14 protein-coding genes are annotated in these 24,717 nt (G+C 40.9%); 12 read left to right on the forward strand and 2 right to left on the reverse strand.

Annotated elements, in window-relative coordinates; translation table 11 throughout:
* Window positions 1-769 precede the first annotated feature (769 nt).
* The gene (locus ACFQZJ_RS08445; RefSeq protein ID WP_379933823.1) at window positions 770-2,752 is read right to left on the reverse strand and encodes a sulfatase-like hydrolase/transferase; all 1,983 of its coding nucleotides are present in this window, start codon (window positions 2,750-2,752) and stop codon (window positions 770-772) included.
* A 261-nt stretch (window positions 2,753-3,013) separates the two neighbouring features.
* On the opposite strand from ACFQZJ_RS08445, the gene ACFQZJ_RS08450 reads away from it, so the two are divergent.
* The 4 genes from ACFQZJ_RS08450 (at window position 3,014) to ACFQZJ_RS08465 (ending at window position 8,850) form a co-directional block, all read left to right on the forward strand.
* Entirely contained in the window at window positions 3,014-3,649 is a 636-nt protein-coding gene (locus ACFQZJ_RS08450; protein WP_379933825.1) for a hypothetical protein, read from the forward strand.
* Window positions 3,650-3,853: 204 nt separating this feature from the next.
* Complete coding sequence (locus tag ACFQZJ_RS08455) at window positions 3,854-4,813, forward strand: hypothetical protein (protein ID WP_379933827.1); 960 nt, start codon at window positions 3,854-3,856, stop codon at window positions 4,811-4,813.
* Between the two features lie 212 nt (window positions 4,814-5,025).
* The gene (locus ACFQZJ_RS08460) at window positions 5,026-8,160 is read left to right on the forward strand and encodes a WD40/YVTN/BNR-like repeat-containing protein (RefSeq protein WP_379933828.1); all 3,135 of its coding nucleotides are present in this window, start codon (window positions 5,026-5,028) and stop codon (window positions 8,158-8,160) included.
* A 105-nt stretch (window positions 8,161-8,265) separates the two neighbouring features.
* Window positions 8,266-8,850: a fasciclin domain-containing protein gene (locus ACFQZJ_RS08465; RefSeq protein WP_379933830.1), complete on the forward strand. Its 585-nt coding sequence runs from the start codon at window positions 8,266-8,268 to the stop codon at window positions 8,848-8,850.
* A 98-nt stretch (window positions 8,851-8,948) separates the two neighbouring features.
* Here ACFQZJ_RS08465 and ACFQZJ_RS08470 read toward each other — a convergent pair whose 3' ends face one another.
* Window positions 8,949-9,809 carry a sigma-70 family RNA polymerase sigma factor gene (locus tag ACFQZJ_RS08470; RefSeq protein ID WP_379933832.1) on the reverse strand — a complete coding sequence of 287 codons (861 nt, stop codon included), beginning with the start codon at window positions 9,807-9,809 and terminating at the stop codon, window positions 8,949-8,951.
* 414 nt (window positions 9,810-10,223) lie between these two features.
* Between ACFQZJ_RS08470 and ACFQZJ_RS08475 the strand changes: the two genes are divergently transcribed.
* The 8 genes from ACFQZJ_RS08475 to ACFQZJ_RS08510 all read left to right on the forward strand — a co-directional run bounded on the left by ACFQZJ_RS08475 (window position 10,224) and on the right by ACFQZJ_RS08510 (window position 24,714).
* Window positions 10,224-10,637, forward strand: a complete 414-nt coding sequence (locus ACFQZJ_RS08475; protein WP_379933834.1) for a c-type cytochrome — start codon at window positions 10,224-10,226, stop codon at window positions 10,635-10,637.
* Between the two features lie 606 nt (window positions 10,638-11,243).
* Window positions 11,244-12,797, forward strand: coding sequence for a DEAD/DEAH box helicase (locus tag ACFQZJ_RS08480; RefSeq protein WP_379934428.1), 1,554 nt, complete (start codon window positions 11,244-11,246; stop codon window positions 12,795-12,797).
* A gap of 500 nt (window positions 12,798-13,297) precedes the next feature.
* On the forward strand, window positions 13,298-14,551 hold the full coding sequence (locus tag ACFQZJ_RS08485) for an NAD(P)/FAD-dependent oxidoreductase (RefSeq protein ID WP_379933836.1): 1,254 nt from the start codon (window positions 13,298-13,300) through the stop codon (window positions 14,549-14,551).
* A gap of 30 nt (window positions 14,552-14,581) precedes the next feature.
* Window positions 14,582-15,475: a sugar phosphate isomerase/epimerase family protein gene (locus ACFQZJ_RS08490; protein ID WP_379933837.1), complete on the forward strand. Its 894-nt coding sequence runs from the start codon at window positions 14,582-14,584 to the stop codon at window positions 15,473-15,475.
* An 84-nt stretch (window positions 15,476-15,559) separates the two neighbouring features.
* Window positions 15,560-17,110 carry an SDR family NAD(P)-dependent oxidoreductase gene (locus tag ACFQZJ_RS08495; protein WP_379933838.1) on the forward strand — a complete coding sequence of 517 codons (1,551 nt, stop codon included), beginning with the start codon at window positions 15,560-15,562 and terminating at the stop codon, window positions 17,108-17,110.
* 181 nt (window positions 17,111-17,291) lie between these two features.
* A complete protein-coding gene (locus ACFQZJ_RS08500) occupies window positions 17,292-19,652 on the forward strand; it encodes a TonB-dependent receptor (RefSeq protein WP_379933839.1) in 2,361 nt (786 codons plus the stop codon).
* Between the two features lie 249 nt (window positions 19,653-19,901).
* Entirely contained in the window at window positions 19,902-20,300 is a 399-nt protein-coding gene (locus tag ACFQZJ_RS08505) for a hypothetical protein (RefSeq protein ID WP_379933840.1), read from the forward strand.
* Between the two features lie 79 nt (window positions 20,301-20,379).
* Window positions 20,380-24,714, forward strand: coding sequence for a CusA/CzcA family heavy metal efflux RND transporter (locus ACFQZJ_RS08510; RefSeq protein ID WP_379933842.1), 4,335 nt, complete (start codon window positions 20,380-20,382; stop codon window positions 24,712-24,714).
* Window positions 24,715-24,717 lie beyond the last annotated feature (3 nt).

The following is a 24,717-nucleotide window of genomic DNA, read 5'->3' on the forward strand; positions in this document are numbered from 1 at the left end:
TTTTAGTCAGTTGTCGTCATAAAATAGGACCATAGCTAATGCTATGCTTAGATTTCATTCCTAAACTGAGAAAAAAATAATTTAAATTTTCAATACGACATTCAAAACTTAAATTGGAATTAGCCGCTTTAGTTATTGGGTTATTGATAAATAGGTTGCGCTGTAATTCGAAGTAAATAACGCAATAACATCGCTGCAAACGACGTAAAAAACATCGGTCTCAGCGCCCGCCTGAATTGCAAGCAAGGCAGGCAGTCGACGACCTAGACACCCAGAATTTTATTGGCACCGCCAAACGGTATAATACCCCGAGGCTTGCCTCGAAATTAAAGGTTCGTTTCCTTCGAATGCCTCGCGGGCTTGCCCCGAGGTAGTTTACTAGTATTTCGACTGCGCTCAAAATAAGACAATTCGCTCTAAATTAATGTTTGTCACGTACCGAGGAATAACATAGTAACACAATAACCATTTACAATTTCAGTGCTTGATTAAAACCTATGGCTTTCCAAACCCTAGTGGTTTCATCTTTTTATCAAAATAAAAATATACCATATTCTTAAACCCAAATTATGTATTGGAACTTCGTTATAAAGCTTGTAGAAACAATGAATACTGGGGTTGCATCGATTTTAGCATAGCACCGTTATGGTTACAACGTAAAAAAGTAGCGAGCGGTAGTATTCGCAGCAGCACGGGGCGGTAATAGTTTGTCTAATGCATATTTTGGGTTTAAAGAAGTGCATACAAGCTTCGTAATTTAAGAGTTCCACTACCGGTACCCTTTGTAGTATACCGTACGATTGGTAGATGGTTTTCCGTTTAATATAGCGTGTCTCGTGGTTTCTACCACTAAAGTAGGTTCCCAAGGAGAACGTGTAGCAGGTTGTAGCCAAAGTGTTTGCGTTATACTACTGTTGCCCAATTCTTTCGTTTTTGGACGTATAAAAGAGTACACGGTGGTAATTACCAATCGATCTCCGTCCCATTTGGTTGTAGATTTTGGTGCTGGCCAGGAACGACCGATGTGGACCGGGTTTTCAGTGGTTTTCCCATTTAGGTCAAATCGATAACGAACCGGGGACTGTTTCTCCCTTGGCACAAAGACTACCCGTTCAACCTCAAGGGTATCCGGTTCATGTACGATGGCAATTTCATCTCCCCAACCACTACCAAGCGTCGGCATAGGTTCTGGTTTAATTCCTCTCCTTGGAGGAGTCGAAACAATTTCCTTTGTGGACCATGCTCCCGAAAAGTTTGGATTTTCCAATGCCTTGGACCTTGGTCCCAGTGTTTCCCTATCGGACCGTTCGTACACCTGAACCGGTTCACCGGAACCTAGGGCGGGAGGAATGTAAGGGTCGGGAGCCGTACCCGAAATTCGAGGATGTTTTATGAGAGAGGCTTCATAATCACCCATAATACTGTCCATAACAGGAATTACCCAAGGATAAAAATCCTTCATATCAAATTCCTCCCTTGGATCCACGTTTAAATCAAAGAGCCGAACTAAATTATCCGGATCAGGATCATATTCTTCGGTACTGTAATAATACCAAAGTTTCCAATTTTCCCATTTAACCGCCATGGCATAGCCTTGTCTTGCCAAGAAGATGGCACTTTCCCTATTGGACCGTGTTTGTTTTCCCTTTAGAAAATCCAATTGGTTTACACCGTCAAAAGCACGGTCTGTTGGTATGGGGTCGGACAGTCCCGCGGCAGCCGTTATGGTAGGAAAAATATCTATCTCATGCATCATTTCGTTGGAAACCTGTCCCGGTTTTATTTTTCCGGGCCACATGGCTACAAAGGGCGTACGAACGCCTCCTTCCATAGCAGAGTTATAATAGCCTCGCCATGGTCCTGCCGCACCACGCCACGGTCTTCTCATTTCGGCACCGTTATCCGTACACCAAATCACTAAGGTATTTTTTTCAATTCCCAATTTTTTGATTTCCGCCAAAATAAGTCCCACATTATGGTCTACATCGGCCATGGCATCCGCTATGTCACCGGCTCCGGTAGCACCTATTTTATCAGGATGGGTAAGCGTAGGGAAATGAATTTGAGTCATTGGGTAGTAAAGGAAGAAGGGTTTCTTTTTCTTTACATTCCGTTTCATGAACATAATCCCTTTTTGGGCAGCCTCCCGATCAATGGTTCGCCGGGTATCTATATCATAGGGTTTTACTTTTTTTGAAGGTGACCCTTTTTCACCTTCCCAGATATAGGATGTTTCATATAGTTTTGGGTCAAACCCATCGAACATGGTATTTTGAGCAGTGGTACTGGTGCCAGGTATACCCCACCATTCATCAAATCCCTGGTGTGTAGGTTCTCGTTTACCTTCCCAGGCTGGTCCACCTACATGCCACTTGCCAAATAAGGCGGTAGCATAACCGGCCGTTTTTAAACGCTCGGCCATGGTCTCTTCATATAAGGTCATTCCATTACCGGCAGCACCCTCTCCTGCACGTACGGCATATCTTCCGGTAAGAATCGCAATTCTGGATACGACACAAGAATATTCCACATTAAAATTATTGAGCCGAATACCCTCCTCTCCAATACGGTCGATATTGGGTGTTGTTATCCCTCGGGGGCTTCCATAAGCACTCACCTCTCCAACACCTAGGTTATCAGGAAATATAAGCACAATGTTCGGCCGTTCCTGAGCTATCCCATATAATGAGTGCAAAAGTAGCAGCATGCCGATAATGGCTTGCGCCGAATGTTTTGATGTAGAAGCCTTCATGGGGTTAATGGAATTTGATTTGATTTCGAAAATACAAAACTATAAGCATATCAAAGTAAATGACCGCCCTAAGGTAAACTGGTTATCGGAAAACACAATTTGATGTAAGTTTATCCTATACATGAACAAGATTTCGATTAACAATCGATTCAAATGGGCAAGCAAACAAAAATTATCAGTATCTTTTTACATCTAATTGTTAGGTACAATCTTATGCCAAAAAAATTAATTCTATTCATATTTCTAAATTTTGGTCTTTTAATGTTCGGACAAAAAGAGAAAACGGATTTGACCAATTTTTTTACAAAATCTGAGATTGAGGACTTAAATCTGATTGCAGACTTTTTTCAAACGGAACTTTGCGGAAATGCGGACTGGACAAAATTTGGTTCTTGTATTGCCGAGTCCAAAGAGGACTTAGCGGACTGGAAACAAAATTACCTTGAAAAGAAAATTAGTTGGAGAAAACATAAAAAACTGTATTCTGAAATTTCAGATTCGACTTTTAATAAAATTTGGAGCCTTTGCAAGACGTGGAGGACAATTGAACCTAAATACGAGTACAATAGCCTATGCTTTGGACAGAACAAAAAATTCATCGGATTTGTCAACTTTTTAGCAGAATCAAACCCCTCTCTAAAAGGTTATGGAGATAAATTAGAAACCGTAGGTCGCTTCACACGCACGGATGAAATATTATATAACTTGCACAATTTCCCAGATGAAACGGATTTGGACGACAGAGGAGTTCAGATTTTGTTGGCAATTCATTTTCTGACCGAAAATGACCAGGCGAAAAGGGACAAAAAAGTAATTCGTCTTGAAAAACGGGACTTAAAAAAGAGGGAGCGGGACTACAAACGGAAAAGAAAAAAGACTCTACCTAACAAAACCTAAACGTAATGCGGACTTTAGGGCAAAACCGAAAGATCTCTGTATATTTATAAAGCCGCTAAATCTTTGGGATTTAGTTTTGGACAAAAAAAGAAAGAGCGAAACCCAAAGGTTTAGCTTAGCGCGAGAGAGGAAATTCGGTGGATTTCCGCCCCGCACTAAGCGAGCCGAACCGTTATGTGCAAGACGACCAACCAACATCACTAAATGGAATTTCTACAAATACATTACTTCCTTAAAGATGATTTCCATTCAATGGACGCTTATCTGAAAAATAAAGCAGAATTTGAAGTACTTCGCATCTTTAAAGAAGTTACTGAAATTCTTGAACTGGATGGAGATTTACTATTTGAATCAATTGCAATTGGAGAAGGCGGAATAAAAGCCTACTACAAATTACTAAAGAAAAAGAAGGTAAAAAGGAGTGTAAAAAATGCGCTCATATTTTTAGGTGGTATTCTGTCTGCTATTATTACCGAGGTTGTAGTTAACGAAATAACAACAGATGGAGAATATGAAAAAATGAAAAAGGAAGAGGTTAGACTTCATATTGAAAAGTTAAAAAAAGACTTAGAATCCGATGATAAAACAACAGAAGAACAAACCTTAATAATTGAAAACTTATCAATTTATATTGGAGAAACAAATAAGGTAAAATTGTTCAAATCTAATTTTTATTCTAACCTTCTGAAAGAAGAAAAAATTGAAAAAGTTTCAACTCAACGGCTAGACGAAAATTTAGAACCTATTACCAAAGAAAACATAATTCCTAGAGAACATTTTGAAAAATTTATTATACATACGATTGAGATTGAGTCTGAATATAAAGAAAGTGAAATAATAGAAATTGTTGCGCCAGTTCTTAAAAAAGGAAATATGAAATGGAAAGGCATTTTCAATGGCAAACCTATCAATTTTTATATGCGAGATGCTGAATTTAGAACGTCTGTAATTAATAAAGAAATAAGTTTCTCGAACGGGACAAATATCATTGCTGACATTGAGATGGAGCAAACGATGGATGATGATGGAGAAATTCAAATCGGAACAATAAGCGTTTTTAATGTAACTGACGTATTTGAAGATTCTAAGCGTATCGAAACGAAACGAAAACAAAGAAATCGAGAATTAGAGAATCAAACGAAAATGGATTTTAATCTGGAATAAAGTCCTGCACATAACGTATATAGCTCATAGCTAGTTAGTTTCTTAATCGAAAGTTCAGGTATATCTGCAAGTCCGCCAAATTTTTTAATTTGACTTATTGAGAAAAAAAGATAATAAGAAAATCAAAAAATTCGGCTCGTGCTTAACCGAAAAATAATCGCTAATTTGCACGCTACGAGCCATATAGGACCGATAACCAAATATTCCAACCAATGAGAACAACACTTGGCATTTTTCTTTTAACATTTGTTATTACGTCTTGCCTACATGCGCAACGTACAAAAAACACTGGCACTTCAACGATTACGGAAAACCTGTACGAATCGATGGAGTATCGAATGATAGGTCCCTTTAGAGGTGGGCGCTCAACCACTGTTTCAGGAGTTCCAAATGATATTTTCACCTATTACATGGGGGCTACCGGTGGCGGTGTTTGGAAGACTATGGATGGCGGAAATACTTGGAACAATATTTCAGATGGCTTTTTTAATACCACAGGTATCGGCGATATTACTCCGGCACCTTCAAATCCCAATATTATTTACGTGGGTACTGGCGAGTCTCCCGTGCGCGGTGTAAAGACGTCACATGGCGATGGTATGTATAAATCTACCGATGCCGGCAAAACTTGGAAACATATTGGGCTAGAAAAAACCAGACACATCAGTGACGTTTATGTGCACCCGGACAATCCCGATAAAGTATACGTGGCCGCACAAGGAAATCCTTGGGGTCCAAATGAGGAAAGGGGCATTTATCTTTCCGAAGACGGTGGTGTTACATGGGATAAAATTCTTTATGTCAACGAGGATTCGGGATTTGTTGATATGACCGTAGATCCAAATAATCCGGATTTTATGATGGTTGCCTCTTGGGAGTTTTGGCGCAAGCCATGGGTGGTTCATAGTGGTGGCCCGGGAAGTAAAATATTCAAAACTACCGATGGTGGTGCAACTTGGAAAGAGATCAACAAAGGCTTGCCCCAATTAAAAGGCAAAATGGGTGTTGCTATTTCACCGGCAAATCCAAAGGTAGTCTATATTGCTATTGATGCATTAGGAGCAAAAGCAGGTGTGTATCGCTCCGATGATGCAGGGGAAAGCTTTAAACAGATGACAAATGATGCGACGACTTACGCACGTTCTTGGTATTACATGCATATTATTGCCGACCCGAACGATGAAGATGAAGTATGGGTGATGAACAGTTTTGCCATGAAATCTATAGACGGAGGGAAAACCTTTACAGGAATGAAAGGAAGCCATGTAGACCATCATGACCTTTGGATAAACCCCGATAATAGCGACATCATGGTAAATGCTAATGATGGCGGTGGTTCTGTTACTTTTAATGGAGGGGAAACATGGTCTACGATGTATAACCAACCCACCGGACAATTCTACAGACTCATTACGGATAACGGATATCCGTACAGAATATATTCCGGCCAGCAAGATAACAGCACCATCGCTATTGATAGCCGTGTAGCGGATAATGGTATAGGCGAAATGCATTGGGACGTAATGCGTGCCGGCGAATCTTCAACAGTAGCTTTAGACCCCGATAATCCAAGATTTGTCTATTCTACGTATTTTGCCAGTAATTTTGTGGAATGGGATCGGGATATCGATAATACGCGTATGGTGATGCCTTATCCTACCCGCGTTACCGGGGAACAACCAAAGAACTTAAAATATAGGGCCAATTGGAACGGACCTGTAATTGTGTCTCCCCATAATCCCAACGTTATTTATTACGGGTCACAATACGTTATGAAATCCACGGACAGGGGCACCACTTGGGAGGAAATTAGTAAAGATTTGACGCGAAATGACAAAAGCCGCCAAGGAAAAGGAGGAGAACCAATAAGCAACGAGCAAATAACCGCCGAGAGTTACAACAATTTATTTAATATCGAGGAATCCCCTCTAAAACAGGGTGTAATTTGGGTAGGATCGGATGATGGCTTGGTTCACGTAACCCAAGATGGTGGAAATACATGGTCCAACGTTACTCCAAATGGACTTAAAGAAAGTATCATTAACGTAGTAGAACCGTCTCCTCATGATCCTGCAACCGCTTACATCGCAGTTACTGGATATAAATTCAATGATTTCACCCCATATATTTTTAAAACAAATGATTACGGAGTTTCGTGGACGAAAATAGTAAACGGCATACCCGTGGATACCTTTGCAAGAACGGTTCGGGAAGACCCCGATCGAAAAGGGCTGTTATACGCGGGCACCGAAACAGGGGTATTTGTTTCTTTTAACGACGGTTTGCAGTGGCTCTCCCTACAGAACAACTTACCGGAGGTGCCAATCACCGATTTAAGGGTAAAGCGGAAAGATTTGGTCGTGGCAACCCAGGGCAGGGCTTTATGGATATTAGATGATCTTACACCTTTGCACCAAATGACGGACGCTATCGCTAAAGCGGACTACCATTTATTTGAACCTAATGATGTACACACGGAACTTTCCGTTGCCTACAGTATCGATGGCGGACTTGGTAAAAATCCTCCACAGGGCGTACAGATACATTATGTAGTGAACAAAGAGGTTCCGGTAAGTACACCAATGTCCTTGGAAATACTAGATAGTTCCGGAACAGTTGTTCATTCGGAATTTACCGGTGTTTCCAAAGTGGAATGTGATACGCTGATAAAATCGCAATTAAAAAAATCAAAAGGAGCCCATAGGTATTCTTGGAATATGAAAGTTGGACGTTTTGATTGTTTGACCGAACTGTATACCACAAATCGAGATTTAACTGCCTATAACGCCGCACCTGGAAACTACAAAGCACGTTTAACAATTGGTGATTTTATTCAGGTTCAAGAGTTCGAAATTAAAATTGACCCCCGAATAGCGAGTAGTGTAGAAAACGCAGCTGCAGCATATAAGGAAAGGGATAAGTTGTCCAAATCGATTTATCAAGGGGCGACGGAAATGGCCAAAGGAGTACGGGATTTAAGAAAGATAAAACAACAGTTGGATTTTGTTTTAGGGGTTACGGAAGATGATAACTTAAGAACCAAGGGACTTGAACTGAATAAAAGTATAGATGCTTGGATTGCGCAGATCTTGCAAAAAGAAATGAGGACTTTTCAAAGTAACTATATGTTCGAAGCACGTCTTTTGATCAAGTTTAAAGATTTTTTAAATTCCATTGGAAAGGGAAATTTACCGGTTACACAAGGAACTAGGGAAGTAACAAAAGATTATTTGTCGCAATGGTCTAAGCTAAAATCAACTTTAATGGATTTGAAAACCAAAGAGGTCAGGGCTTATAATCAGATGTTAGATGATTCGGGCCTACCTATTTTGTATTGGCCAAAATAGCTGAGGTTGTTTTCCCTTCACTTTAATTTGTTTAATCTTTTGTTAAATATATTAAACAAATATTATTACTGCGTACCTTTGATTTAAATAAACTAAAGAATTGATATGAAAACTTTAAAAACGTTAAGTCTTTGCGCATTATCGGCCTTATTATTTGTGTCTTGCGGAGAGAAAAAGAAAGAGATGCAAGAAGAAGCTACAGAAGCTGTAACAGCGGTAGAGGAAGCTGTTGTTGAAGCTGTAACGCCCAACATAGTTGGAGTTGCGGCAGGGAATGATAATTTTACAACATTAGTAGCCGCGGTACAGGCAGCGGGACTGGTAGAAACTTTGAGCGGTGAAGGTCCGTTTACCGTATTCGCCCCAACAAATGATGCGTTTGCCAAGTTACCGGAAGGAACTGTAGAAAGTTTATTGAAGCCGGAAAGCAAAGATGCCTTAACCGGTATCTTGACTTATCATGTAGTGGCAGGAAAATTTGAAGCTGCCGCTGTAATCGAGGCAATCAATACGAACAATGGTTCGTTTACTGTAGAAACAGTTCAAGGTGGAAGCATTGACTTGAGTCTAAAAGATGGTAATGTAATGCTAACCGATGCTAAAGGAGCAATGTCCACAGTAGTAATTGCAGATGTTGCAGCTTCCAATGGTGTAATTCATGCGATAGATACGGTAGTGATGCCGGAGTAACAATATTATGATTGAGAAAAGTAAAGCCATCACATTTTTTTGTGATGGCTTTTATTTTTGATTTTCTTAAGCGTTTTATTGAACAAAATCTAAGGGAATTACAGATAGCTTTGCAACACCTGGTTGTGTGATTTGTTTCTAAGTCTTCTAATTGCCTTTTCCCTTATTTGCCGTACACGTTCTCTGGTCAGGTCAAAAAGCTCTCCAATTTCGCCAAGGCTTTTTGCTGCTCCTTCACCAAGCCCGTAATATAAACGGATTACTTCACGCTCCCTTTCCGGAAGCGATTTTAAAGCCTGGTTCATATCAGTATTGAGCGAATCCCGCATTAAATTAGCATCCGGTCTTGGTGCATCTTTCGATTGGATTACTTGATAGAGGTTGGAAGTCTCTCCTGTTTCAAAAGGCGCATCCATGGATACATGTTTACCTGAATTTTTCATGGCCAATTTTACTTGAGCAGTATTCATATCAAGCTCTCCAGCAATTTCCAATGCATTTGGGGCTCTTTGGTAGAATTGTTCCAAGGCGGTGGAAGCTTTCTTAATTTTACTTATTTCCCCAATTTTATTCAAAGGTAAGCGAACCATTCGCGACTGTTCGGAAATGGCTTGTAAGATAGCTTGACGAATCCACCAAACCGCGTAGGATATAAATTTGAAACCTCTGGTTTCATCAAAACGCTTGGCAGCTTTAACCAAACCAATATTTCCTTCATTGATTAAATCGGAAAGTCTGATTCCGCTACCTTGGTATTGCTTCGCAGTAGATACCACAAAACGTAGATTGGCGTTTACTAGGGTGTTGAGGGCAATTTGGTCTCCATCACGTATTTTTTTTGCTAACTCTACTTCTTCATCTGCCGTAATCAAATCGAGTTTCGATATTTCTTGAAAGTATTTTTCTAATGACTTGGTGTCTCTATTGGTAATTTGCTTCGTGATTTTAAGTTGCCTCATATATGTATTTAAGTTAAAATTTCTCTTTATAAGATAGCATTTTTTACTAGAATTCCTAACGAATCCACTATTATTAAAGGGGTTTGGCCGCATTGAGCTATTCTTGCTATTTCATTTTTGTTTGAACAGTGTAGCAACCCGGTATAACCTAACCATTAACTATTCTCTCTACAAAACCATAAAATATCGTGAGGCTTGGTCCAAACTATGGGGTCAACAGTGTCCTATTTGTTATAAGGGAATCCAAAATAGTGGCTTAAAATAATGAGAGCAGTTCCTATGGAAAACAGCATTAGGTATAGTTTATGAAACTGAAAGCGTCCAAATCAGTAAGGTTTAAAAAGGTATAATTTCTGTATTCCGTTATACCATTTTCATTATCTTTAAGTGATATAAGTTGTTAATGACACACCAATGCGATTAATCTCATACCTTATTTTGGTTCTCTTGGTTTGCAACTGCAAAGGGAACGGTAAAGCGGAACAAGAGGTGGATAAGTCGGTTCCTGAACGCGCTGCCTTAAGCAAAGATTCCCAGATTTTTTTAGGAAATAGATTGTTTTCAGAAAAAACCTGTGTTACGTGCCATGACATAAATAAGGAAAAAGTTGGGCCTTCCATAAAGAAAATAATGCAAGTATATACAGAACAAAACGGTGATATTGTAGCCTTTTTAAAGGGAGAAACAAAACCTATAGTAGATACCAAACCTCGCCAGGTCGCGATAATGCAAGCCAATATCGATGGTTTTTTAAAAAACATCTCCGATGAAGAATTAGGTGCTATTGCAACCTACATGATGCACGTGGACCAATTAAATCCGAATTAAAAGCCCCGTAAATTATTTCACTAGTTGTTTAAAGCGATCTATGTTTTGAAACGAGGTTAAACATCTTCAATCCTTTTAGAATAGTGGAAGGAATAAAAAAACCAAATAGCTGCATTGCTTCTTCGCTCATAACAGCACAATTGGATATCCAAGTGGTTTCCACATCAAAAAAAAATAATCTTAATTGTATTGTTTTTATAATCGATAATAAGGGGAATTAAATCCAAATTATGCATTGGAGCTTCGTTAAGAAGCTTCGAGATGCAATAAATACTGGGGTTGCATCGATTTCAGCATAGCACCGCTACATTGAAATTGAAAAAAGTAGCGCAGCCGTAGTATTTGCAGTAGCTCGGAGCTACAATAGCATGCCCATTGCATATTTTGGGTCAAAATGGTTTCGCATCCCTTTTTTTATAACAAAAAATAATACTTGAAACCCAAAATAATCGTTGTCAGCCTTAATAAAAACCAGTCTTCAGCTATTTTTAAGTGTTTTTTTGCCTTAGAACAGGTTTGTTTATCGGACGCTAGCTGCTTTTTGTCTTAATCATTAGTAAAAAGCTACTTAAGATCGTATCTTTGGCCACCTCCGAAAAAGATATGATGCAAGAGACTACTTTTGAATTACAAGAGCGCAAGACCGATAAGGAACTTTATAGTTATCAACAAGGCGCCCTTCAGAATATTTTTGAAAAATTTGATAACGAACGGGAAGACTTTCATCTACTATACCAGCTGCCTACCGGTGGTGGTAAAACCGTTATTTTCTCCGAAATTGTAAGGCAATACCTTAAGAACCATAACAAAAAGGTTTTGGTGATGACGCATAGGGTAGAGCTCTGCAACCAGACCTCTGCCATGCTTACCAGTTTTGGAGTTGTCAATAAAATAGTAAACAGTAAGGCCAATTTGGACGACCAAGAACGCTACAGTTGTTATGTGGCTATGGTAGAAACCTTGAACAATAGGCTAAACGATGATAAATTGGATATTTCCGATGTTGGGCTGGTGATTATCGATGAGGCACATTACAATTCTTTTACTAAACTGTTCAAGTTTTTTGAAAATGCTTTTATATTGGGTGTAACGGCAACACCACTAAGCTCAAATAAGGATTTGCCAATGAACGGTAACTATGACGAACTCATTACGGGCGAATCCATAGAGAATCTTATAGAGAACGAATTTTTGGCAAGGGCAGAGACCTTTCAGTACGATATGGGCCTTACTTCTTTGGAAGTTGGTTCTAACGGAGATTACACCGTTAAATCATCGGCCGATCTGTACACGAGTCCGTCTATGTTGAACAAGCTTTTGGAAGCCTATTTGAAACATTCAAAGGATAAGAAAACCTTGATTTTCAACAATGGTATAGAAACATCCATCCAAGTGTATTATACATTTCAGAATGCCGGTCTGCCCATTATGCATTTGGACAATACGGCAACAAAAAAGCAACGGAAACAAATATTGAAATGGTTTCGGGAAACGCCCAATGCCATTTTATCCTCTGTTAGTATTTTAACAACCGGTTTTGATGAACCTACGATAGACACCATTATTCTAAATAGGGCAACAAAATCCCTGACACTGTACTACCAGATGATAGGAAGGGGGTCTAGGGTACTCAACAATAAATCCAAGTTTACCGTTATCGATTTAGGGAACAATATGTATCGATTTGGTCCTTGGGGCGCGGATTTGGACTGGCAGGCCATTTTTAAATCGCCCAATTTTTATATTGATCGTATTAAGGACGATGAGGAGATAGAAGGGGTGTTTAAACACGATCTTTCCGATGAAATCAAAGCCGAGTTCTCAAAGTCGGACAATACTTATTTTGATATAAAATCCACCTACAAGGACGCCACCTTTGCGGGAGAATCTTCCAAGGTTGTGTTGGAAAAATCCATTGCCCATCACGCCTATATATGTATAGAGAATAGCGAAGATGTTTATGATGCACTCGCCTTGGCAAAGTTGTTGAAAGAGGATATTGATAATCGTATTCAGGTGTATGCCAAATGTATCAGTAAAAGTACCTATAACTTTTTAAGCTGGTTAAAGGACGATTACCAGAAGAAATTGAACGCATATCTCAGAGAAAATTTTGACACCGTTTTTGAGGATATTCATGGGCATCCACCGGAGGATTGAGATTTCAGGAGATAAGTTCAAGTGCAAGCAGCAAGCTTGCCCGCCGCCGCAGGGTTCAAATACAAACTAAAGTTCAATAACACTGCCCTTAAAGAACTACTAGCTACCAACAAAAAGGGCTTACTTCGTACCGGTTGCTGCTCAAGCACCTTTGTAAATAAGTATCGCTCCTGGTAAAAACGTTATACTGGTTATTTACTTTGACCGTGAACTCGTTACTATCAACTGCAACTGCCTAATTTGTCATTACCCACTACCTACCTCCCAATAACCACCTCCCACCAGTATTTATACCAATTTAAATTCTAGATGTCGCATAAAATAAGTTTCTTTTTTACTCATTTGTCGTCATAAAATAGAACCATAGCTAATGCTATGCTTAGATTTCATTCCTAAACTGAGAAAAAAATAATTCAAATTTTCAATACGACATTCAAAACTTAAATTGGTATTACTTTCTTTTCTACATCAAAAACAATACTTTCCTTATTTTTACAGCTATGAACAAGGAATTAAAAATTGCTATTGTTGGAGCAGGGGTAAGCGGACTGATTGCCGCAAAAGTATTGGAGGCCCAAGGCTACCAACCAACTATTTATGAAGCCTCCGATAGCGTAGGAGGCCGCGTTAAAACCGACGTAAAAAATGGCTATCAGTTGGATCACGGTTTTCAGGTCTTGTTGGATGCCTATCCTATGGCGCAGCGGTATTTGGATTATGCCAACTTAGAATTGGGCACGTTTCTGCCAGGTGCTACCCTGTTTAAGAACGGAAAACAGGTAATCCTAGGCGATCCGTTACGCAATCTTTCCCTGTTGGTTCCAACACTTACTAGCGGAATAGGGACGTTTGGCGATAAGTGGAAGATTTTTAAACTGAACAAGGAACTAAAGGCTAAATCACTGGACACCATCTTCAATGAGCCTGAAACCACAACTCGTGACTATTTAAAATCGAAAGGTTTTAGCAATGAAATTATAGCCGACTTTTTCGCTCCTTTTTTTAGCGGGATTTTTTTGGAGCCGGATTTGAATATCTCATCCAGAATGTTTCAATTTGTGTACAAAATGTTCGGTACAGGAAATGCGGTATTGCCCAAAGCGGGTATAGCAGCCATTCCAAGACAATTAGCCGCTGGATTAACAAAGACAAACTTTGTATTTCATAGTCCGGTTGCGAGCGTTACTGACGGAACCTTGGTATTTTCCGATGGAAAAGAAGAAACCGTAGACTACACCATCATCGCCACCGAAGCCTCACAATTGGTGCCGAACCTAAGAAATCAGGAAACTAGGTGGAAATCTTGTGACACCCTATATTTTACAACGAAGGAAAAAACCATTCAAAAACCTTTGATAGGACTTGTAACCGATTCGGAAGCCTTAGTCAACAATGTATTTTACCATTCGGCATTACCTATGGAACATAGTGGTACCGATAATCTCCTTTCGGTAACCGTAGTAAAAAAACATAATTTGTCCGAAACGGAATTGATAAACACCGTACAAGAAGAATTGAATGCCTTATGCGGTATTACCGGAACTACGTTTTTAAAACGATATTATATAAAAAAGGCCTTACCAAATTTGTCTAATATTCAGTATGACATGGTGCCTACAGAAACCCGCTTAACGGCCAAAACATTTTTAGCGGGAGATCAGATGTTAAATGGCTCTTTGAACGCAGCCATGCTTAGTGGTGAACTCGCGGCAAATGCTGTATTACAGTCTATCAACGATTCTATTGTTTCCTGATAGTATACTAGAAACCTTATATTTCAATCTATGAAAAGAAGAACTTTTGTTAAAAATTCAGGTTTGGCGTTTACTGCTGGATTCCTACCTATACCAATGTTTAGTATTAAACAAAAAAAACAGTATAAAATGGGACTTCAGGCATTCACCATTCGCGATGCTATGGCCAAAGATCTGCTAGGAAGTCTTAAAACAGTAAAATCCTTGGGTTATGAGGATTTGGAGCTCTATGGGTTCGATTCGGGCAAAATAGCCTATTATGGTCATACGGCAACGGATTTTAAAGCGATTTTAGACGATTTTGGGCTGTCATCCTCTAGCTGTCACTATGGTTTTTCGGATTATTTAAATGCTCCAAAGGATACCCTAAGGAAATTCGTTGACACTTGTATCAAGGGTGCCCATGCTTTAAAACATAGTTATATCACATGGCCTTGGATGGCTCCGGAGCAAAGGACCTTGGAGACTTTTGAACGTTTACCGGATTTGCTTAATACCATTGGTGAACAAGTGAACCAAGCAGGTTTGGGATTTGCGTATCACAATCATGATTTTGAATTTCATACCTATGGAGAAAACACTGGGTTTGACATGATTCTTAAGGGTACGGACCCTTCGCTTGTGAAAATTCAGTTAGACTTATATTGGGCAGTACACTCGGCCAGCAAAACACCTAAGGAATTAATTGCTACGGCACCGGAACGTTTTGTGATGTGGCATATTAAGGATATGGACAAAATTACCCGTGATTATACCGAACTAGGCAATGGGTCCATAGACTATAGCGAAATGATTCCCGCCTTGGATACCTCTGCTTTGGAATTTTACTATTTGGAACAAGGGGGTAATTTTGCCGAAAATTCGATACAGAGTATTACGGATAGTGCTGATTTTTTTAAGAGGAACCTTAAACAACTATTTTAACGGAATCATGCATTAAAATCGTAGTTTCGTGCAATAACTAAATGGTGTTTGTTGCCCTTTAACACTAGGTGTAATTGTATTGGAATGGATGAGAATTTAAAGGAAGAAATAAAGGGGATAAGCGTTAAGGAGGTCGGTCGTTCCCTTGCCCTCTTGGAAGACTTGGTAGCCAATACCGATAAAATATTCGAAATACCTAAAGAGTTACGAATAGCACTCATTAAAGCAGCTGGACAACTATCAAGGCCAAGCCGTGAAGAATTTTCCAGACGTACCAAGGATGCTAAAAAGGCTGCCAAACGAAAGCAAGCAGCAAAAGATAAAAGTGCGCGAAACCAGACAGGAATTAGATATGCGCGAGAGAATCCCATTTTTGAAGCTCCAAAATTGTTGAGTGCTGCCCAACTAAAGGAAAAAGAAACCTTAAAACTAGAGTCGGAACGGGATTGTTATGTTTGTAAGGTAAAGTTTGACACCTTACATCACTTTTATGATACCATGTGCACCGAATGCGGAGATCTTAATTATTTAAAACGATTTCAAACGGCCAATGTAAAAGGCCAAGTAGCCGTTATTACGGGCTCTCGATTAAAAATAGGCTATCATATAACTCTAATGCTATTACGGGGTGGTGCAACCGTTATAGCTACCACACGTTTCCCTGTGGATTCCGCTTTACGCTTTTCAAAAGAGGCCGATTTTATGGAATGGGGGCACCGTTTGCATATACATGGCTTAGATTTAAGACACATTCCAAGTGTAGAGATTTTCTGTAATTATGTGGAGCAGCATTATGATAAGCTGGACATCCTCATTAACAATGCGGCCCAGACTGTGCGCAGACCTTCCGGATTCTATGCGCACATGATGGCAAACGAGGAACTACCCTTTGAAAAATTACCTGAATTCGCCAAAATTGTTTTAGCTAATCATGATAGTTGCCTTCAAGAGTTAAAAGGGGCAACGGCAGCAGTATCATCTCAAAAAAATATGCCTGTTTCCTGGCATGGCCCCGAACCTGGTATAGGTTTGAGTGCTTCTGCTAAACTATCCCAGATTCCATATAGTTTTGATGCTAGTTTGGTGCCACAAGAAGTTTTCCCGGAAGGGGAACTGGATGCCGACCTACAACAGGTCGACCTAAGAAAAACCAACAGCTGGCGCTTAAAACTGGGTGCCATAGAAACTACTGAAATGGTAGAGGTGCAGTTGGTAAATGCTGTTGCACCATTTGTCCTCTGTAACCGACTTTCCGAATTGATGAAAAAAGAAAATACGGGTCAAAAACATATCATTAACGTATCTGCCATGGAAGGGAAATTTCACCGATTTTTCAAAGAAGCACGGCATCCTCATACGAATATGGCAAAAGCGGCCTTGAACATGTTAACCCATACGTCGGCCGGGGAATTGGCAAAATTCGGAATCTATATGAATGCCGTAGATACCGGTTGGGTTACGGATGAAGACCCTGCAGCATTGGCCAAAATGAAACAAGAAGTTCACGATTTTCAACCTCCGTTGGATATTGTAGATGGTGCCGCTCGGGTTATGGACCCCTTATTCGATGGAATAAATACCGGTAAACACTGGTGTGGCAAATTCCTAAAGGATTATTTTCCAATCTCTTGGTAAACTTTCGTTTTAAAGTATATGACAGGCAATTTCTAAAATTTGTTTTTATAGACTATTTCGAGAGTATATTTCATTCCGCAACAATGATTTTTTTGTAAACTTTAACAGCACAACAGCATTGATTTAGGATGGTTAACATTTATTTTTGTTTTAGATTTATTTTAAACAATTAAACAAAAATATGTTCGGAAGCCTTAAATCGATTATTCTTGCTGTATTTCTTACGGTGACTATAGGTACCAGCGCTCAAGTAACTGTAAGTATTTACGGTAATGTAACCGATAACTTAGGAGTGCCCATTGGCGGTGCCTCCGTCTTTTTGGAGGGAACGGAACTAGGTGCCCAGACCGATTTTGATGGCTATTATGAAATTCGGGGCGTGGCACCGGGATCTTACAATTTAATAGCCAGTTATTTGGGGTATGGCTCACAAACACAATTTAACATCATCGTACGTTCCAAAGGAACACCCAATTATGATTTTTTACTGGAGGAATCCGCTGAGCAATTGGACGAGGTAGTACTTTCCAACGCAAATGTAATCAGCAGACCTAAAGAAACACCCTTGTCTACACAGACCCTATCTGCGGTAGAAATTGCGACCTACCCGGGTAGTAATAACGATGTGGTTCAGGTTGCCCAAACCCTCCCGGGCGTATCTCCGTCCATAGGGGGTTTTCGAAACGATCTGATCATACGTGGTGGTGCACCAAACGAGACCGTTTACTACTTGGACGGTATGGAAATTCCCAACATCAACCACTTTGCGACACAGGGTAGTGCCGGTGGGCCGGTAGGACTTATCAACGTATCCTTTATTGACAATGTAACCCTTTCAACGTCGGCATTTAACGCGCGGTATGATAATCCTTTGTCCGGTGTGCTGCAGTTTCAGCAACGGAATGGAAACAATCGGAATTTTGCAGGGAATTTTAGATTAAGTGCTAGTGAAGCTGCGCTCACCTTGGAAGGTCCCTTGTTCAAAAAAGAAGGGGAGGTGTCCAAAACCACTTTTTTGGCGTCCGTTCGCAGAAGTTACTTGCAGTTTTTGTTTCAGGCTATCGGACTGCCCATACGACCAGACTATTGGGATTATCAATTTAAACTGAACCATGAGTTGGATGATTACAACACCCTAACATTTTTGGGACTGGGCTCCATTGATGATTTTTCCGTAAATCCGCCCGATGAATTTGACGAGGAACAGCAAGCCCAAGTGGATCAAGTTCCTTTTATTCAGCAGCGCACCAACACAATGGGCGTAACTTGGCGTAACCGTTTTAAGAACAGTAACGGTTTTATGCTAAGTACGTTAAGTAATAACACGCTCTCAAACGACTTTACCCGGTATTCCGACCCTATAAATGAAACCGGTGTTATTTTTGGGAACGATGCCCGTGAATCGGAAACAAAACTACGCTACGAGCTCACCCAGTTTTTTGATGGATGGAAGTTGAGTGCAGGATTGAACCTGCAACACTCCGATTATAGCAACACGACTAGCGATGTTAGGAACAACCTTGTTTTTAATACGGAAATAGATTTCATCAAGTATGGGCTCTTTGCCAACGTAACACAGTCGTTCTTGGAGGACAAGTTGGACGTATCCGTAGGATTCCGAATGGATGATGATACCTTTACAGCGAACGACAACCTCCTAAGTACCTTTTCTCCAAGGATGTCCGCCTCATACGAATTTGCCCCGGACTGGCGATTGAACGGTTCTGTAGGACGTTATTTTAAGATTCCACCGTACACGATCCTAGGTTTTAGAAATAATGCCAACGAGCTGATCAATCAAGATGTAGATTATACCCTAAGTGATCATGTCGTTTTAGGCCTACAACACTATTTTACGCCATCTTCGAGTATTTCCTTGGAAGGTTTTTACAAACGTTATGAGGATTACCCGGTATCCGTCCGTGATGGAGTTTCCTTGGCAAATAAAGGAGGCGGATTTGAAGTTTTGGGTAGTGAACCTATAGAGACTGTTGGAAAGGGGAGGAGTTATGGTGCCGAGTTGCAGTTTCAGCAAAAACTGTCCAATAATTTCTATGGTATCTTTGCCTACACTTGGTTTTACAGCGAGTTTACAGGATTTGACACGAGCAACTACATTCCATCGGTTTGGGACAGTAGGCATTTGGTCTCTTTTGTGGGAGGTTACAAGTTTAACAGGAACTGGGAATTGAGCTCCAGATATCGGTTTGCTGGAAGAACCCCCTTCGTCCCAGCGAATTTAGACGCTACTTTAGCCAATTACCCTGAAGTAATTTTGGATTATCAGCGTTTGGGGGAGGAAAAGTTGGATATTTTTAGCGCCTTGGATGTACGCTTGGACAAAAAATGGAACTTTGAGAAGTTTGCCTTGAACCTCTTTGTCGAGGCACAGAACATTCTGGGACAGAACAATCCTAGTCCCCCGGAATACGGCTTAAACAGGGATGCAAGCGGAACGATTGCACAGCCTAGAAGTTTGGTGACCATAGCGCAGGGAGAGGGTTCGGTTATTCCAGGTATTGGTGTCGTAATAGATTTTTAGTCTAAATAAGCGATTTTTGATGGTATTGGTTCTTAGAATTAAGCTTTTTTATCATCAAATAAATTAGCGTATCCTCCCAAATTGTAATGAATACGGGCTTTTTGGGACATGGGTTGTTCCATCGTAGTTTTGCGATGCTAGAATCGTTTCGTTTCTTTTTAGTGCTAATTTTCTTAAGCTACAAGTGGTTGGCGTTACCTTTTGGTCCGTAGTTATTTAAGTTCATCTATTTTTTCTAACTTTGGGTAGATGAACAGGTTGTTTTCCATACTATTATCTTCCGTAATCCTGCTGCAAAGCTTTGGATTGCATATAGATGATTTGGTGCAAATAGACGAGTTCATTGAACATGCGCAATTTCACAGCGAGCAATATGGCGACAATGTATTCGTGTTTATTTCCAAGCATTACGGGGAGCTTAAAGCGGCTCATGATGAAGAGCATCAGGAGGAAAGGGAAGAGCACGAGCAATTGCCCTTTCAACATAATTCCCAAACCCTAACGATTACGGATTTTACATTTAACAACACTGTTCTGGCCATGGAAACCATGCTTTTTCCAGCACCACGGACCTTTAATTTTTACTATAAGGCACCCTCGTCCTCCCTTCACACGGATGGGATTCTTCAGCCGCCTCGCAAAGCATAATAGCATTACGAACTTTATTTTTTGGTACTAATCGTTCACAAACGTTACGTGCTGTTCACACTTATTATTCTATGCTGCTATGCTTTCCTATATTATCAATTTCAGTCTAAAGAACAAGTTTCTTATTTTCTTGTTTACGAGTGCCATTACTGGGTTTGGATTATATGCCCTATCGCAAATCCCCATTGGTGCGGTACCCGATGTTACCAACAATCAGGTGCAGGTCATCACCACCTCCAAAAATCTCGCTACCGAGGATATGGAGCAGTTCATTACCTATCCGGTAGAGCTGGAAATGGCCAATTTGCCCGGTGTTCTCGAAATCAGGTCCATTTCTAAATTTGGCCTATCCGTAGTGACCATAGTTTTTGAGGACGATATGGGCACCTACCTGCCCAGACAATTGATTGCCGAAAAAATAAAGTCCGCCAGCGAGAAAATACCCGAAGGTTTTGGAACTCCGGAAATGGGACCTATCACTACCGGATTAGGCGAAATATACCAATACATTTTGGATGTTGAGCCAGCATATAAGGATACCTATAGTGCCGAAGATTTAAGAACCATACAGGACTGGATCGTAAAAAGACAATTGTCCGGAATTCCAGGGGTAGTAGAGGTCAATACCTGGGGCGGGTTCCTTAAACAGTATGAAGTCGCTATCAACACCAACAAGCTTAACGCCATGGATATTACGGCTTCTGCGGTTTTCCAGGCCTTGGAGCAAAATAATAGCGTCGCCGGTGGCGGGTATATAGAGAAGGTGAACCAAGCATATTTTATACGTGGTGAAGGCCTGATTTCCTCCCTTAAAGATATCGAGGACATAGTGGTGGTGAACAGAAACGGGATTCCCGTGTACATAAAGGATGTAGCGCTAGTAGGTTATGGCAATGCGATTCGTTTCGGAGCCATAACCGGCAACGGGGAAGGTGAAAAGGTATTGGGACAGGTAATGATGCTCAAGGATGCCAACTCAATAAAGGTTATAGATGCTGTAAAGGAACGCGTAGCCGAAATATCTAAATCTCTGCCTAATGGCGTATATATTAATGCCTTTTTAGACCGTAGCGAACTCATTGGAAAAACCACCTTTACGGTCTCGGAAAACTTGATTTTAGGATGTTTGATCGTCATTTTTGTGGTCGTATTGCTTTTAGGGAACTGGCGTTCCGGGTTATTGGTAGCCTCGGTTATTCCCCTAAGTTTTCTTTTTGCCATTTCCCTCATGTATATCTTTGGTGTGGATGCCAATTTAATGAGTCTTGGTGCTATCGATTTTGGTATTATTATAGACGGTGCGGTAATCGTGGTGGAATTCATCGCTTTTAAGATTGCACGAAAACATGACGAAATATTGGCACTGGGGAAGGCCGAACAACAGAAATTTAAAGATTCCATAGTGTTCTCCGGAGCATCCAAAATGATGAATTCTGCCATATTTGGTCAGCTTATCATCCTCATCGTATTTATACCCATACTAACCCTTAGCGGCGTGGAGGGTAAAATGTTCCGGCCAATGGCACTCACCTTTTGTTTTACACTGTTAGGTGCCATGGTCTTGGGATTTACCTTTGTACCGGTAGCGGCATCCTTGTTTTTAAAGCCATCGAAAACCACGGATAAAAATATAGCGGTACGCATAATGAAAGGTATAGAACGGGGTTACGAACCCATAATCGATTGGGCATTGCGGAGCAAAAAATTGGTCATGACCATTGCAGTAGTTCTACTAGGTGTATCGATTTATGTCTACACTACTATAGGAGCGGAATTTGTACCTACTTTGGATGAGGGCGACTTTGTAATCCAGCCCGTATTAAAAACGGGGACTTCTTTGACAAAGACGGTAGAAATAACAACGAAAATAGAAGAAATCCTTCTAAAACAATTTCCTGAGGTAAAACAGGTGGTCACCCGAATTGGTGCGGCGGAAGTACCTACGGACCCCATGTCCATGGAAGAAAGCGATGTTATTATTACCTTAAAACCTAAGGGGGAATGGACATCGGCAAGCTCAAAAGATGAATTGGCGGAAAAATTCAAGACGGCCTTGGCCGTGATTCCAGGAATGGAAGTAGAGTTTACCCAACCCATTGAAATGCGTTTTAACGAACTGATTACAGGTGTGCGTGCCGATATCGCCATAAAGATTTTTGGTGAAGACTTGGAGGTTCTCGCCAAAAAAGGGAACGAAATCGGAAATTTGATTGCAGATGTGCCAGGTGCGGCAGACATTACGGTGGAGAAAATAGACGGACTACCGGAAATGAACGTACGCTATGACCGTTCTAAAATTGCGCGATACGGACTCAATATCCAAGAACTCAATGATATGGTTTCGATGGGTTTTGCTGGAAAAAAGGCCGGTAGTGTTTTTGAGGGCGAAAAACGATTTGATCTCGTGGTTCGTTTGGATAAGGACAAACGAAAGAATATCGACAACCTTAAAAATCTGTTCATAGATCTACCGAACGGCGGAAAAGTGCCTCTCTCGGAATTGGCGGTGATCGATCTTAAGACCGGAGCGGCGAAGATTTCTAGGGATGATACCAGGCGTAGGATCGTGGTTGGTGTGAACGTTCGGGGGCGCGACCTGCAATCTGTCGTAACCGATGTTCAAGGACTAATAGACCAAAACATACAGTTACCTGTAGGCTATACCATTGCCTATGGCGGACAGTTCGAGAATTTGGAAAGTGCCAAATCGCGTCTACTGGTAGCCGTTCCCATTGCCTTGGTACTGATATTCGTACTCTTGTATTTTGCTTTAGCTTCTATCCGGGAAGCCTTAATGATTTACTCGGCCATTCCTTTGGCGGCGGTAGGCGGTGTTTTTTTATTATGGCTACGGGATATGCCGTTCAGTATTTCTGCAGGGGTAGGGTTTATTGCCCTCTTCGGGGTGGTCGTCCTTAATGGTATCATCTTGATCGAACATTTTAAGGAACTAAAAGGGAAGGCCCATGAAAACATCGAGGCCTTGGTAAAACAAGGAACGCTAGATCGTTTACGTGCGGTGATGTTAACGGCCTCCTCAACCGCCTTAGGTTTTTTGCCCATGGCAATTTCTACCAGTGCCGGTGCAGAAGTACAGCGCCCTTTGGCTACGGTCGTTATTGGTGGTCTCCTCAGTGCAACCGTCCTTACCCTGGTGGTACTGCCCGTGCTATTTGCCTACCTGAACCGAAAAAGACCGGAACAACCAAAACTATGGGCAAAAGTTCCAAGTATTATGTTAACGGTACTTTTCTTGATTTGCTCGATCCCGATTATGGGGCAGCAGGCACCTAAAAATTTACAGGAACTGCTCCCGATAGCATTACAGAACAACGCCGGACTGAAAGCTAGCAGTTTACAGGTAGATAGGTCCGATGCTTTGATGCAAACGGCCTATAGTTTTGACAAGACCCAAGTCTATTATCATTTTGATGAAAACAACCTTACGCTACTGGATGCCCCTTTACGCGTATTCGGGATACAGCAGGACTTCCGTTTTCCGACCGTTTATTTTTCTGAACGAAAGCTGAACAGGGCAAAGTATGCCCTCTCCGAAAACAGCTATAAAATTGAGGAAAAGGGGCTGGAAAGAAGACTTACGGCAACGTATTACAGCTTTCAGGTAGCACGGGAAAAAGAACGGGTCTATAAAAGGTTGGACAGTATGTATGCAAATTTCGCCAGTATTGCCGCCAGGCGTTTTGAATTGGGCGAAACCAATTACTTGGAGAAAATTACCGCAGCCTCTAAACAACAGCAGGTACATCTCAATTACAAAGGCGCGCAAAAAGAGGTTCAAATGGCTTATGCAGAGGTGCTAAAGAGCTTACAGATGAATGATAGCATAACTATAGCCAACGAGCCTACCTTAAAGGTAATGGTAACGAACAACACTATAGAAACAAGTCCGGAAATCGATTTTTACCGGAACCGAATAGCGGTTACCGAGGCGGAGAGACGTTTTGAAAGGCAGCAACTACTACCGGATATCGGTTTGGAATATTTTAGCGGTACCACGGCGGCCACCAACGAACGCTTGTCCGGGTATCAAATAGGATTAAAGATTCCCTTGCTTTTTGGAGGTACTTCCTCACGGATAAAAGCGGCCGGCTTCGCCGCCCATATCGCCCAGGCCGAAGCCAAGGAATATACCGTTCAGCTGAGTACCAAGCTCCATAGGTTGAAAACGGAACTTTCCCAGCTTCAGGAAACACTGGATTATTATGAAAACGAAGGCAGTAGCTTGTCCGAGGAAATCCTAAAAACGGCACGTAGTAGTTTTAGGAACGGGGAAATCGATTTTTATCAATACATCCAAAGCTTGGAAAGTGCCTACGGAATAACCTTGGATTATCTGGACAAGCTCCAAATGTACAATCAGACCGCCATTGCCATTAATTTCTTAACCTTATAAACA

The organism is Maribacter chungangensis (assembly GCF_042676845.1).
Lineage (GTDB): Bacteria > Bacteroidota > Bacteroidia > Flavobacteriales > Flavobacteriaceae > Maribacter > Maribacter chungangensis.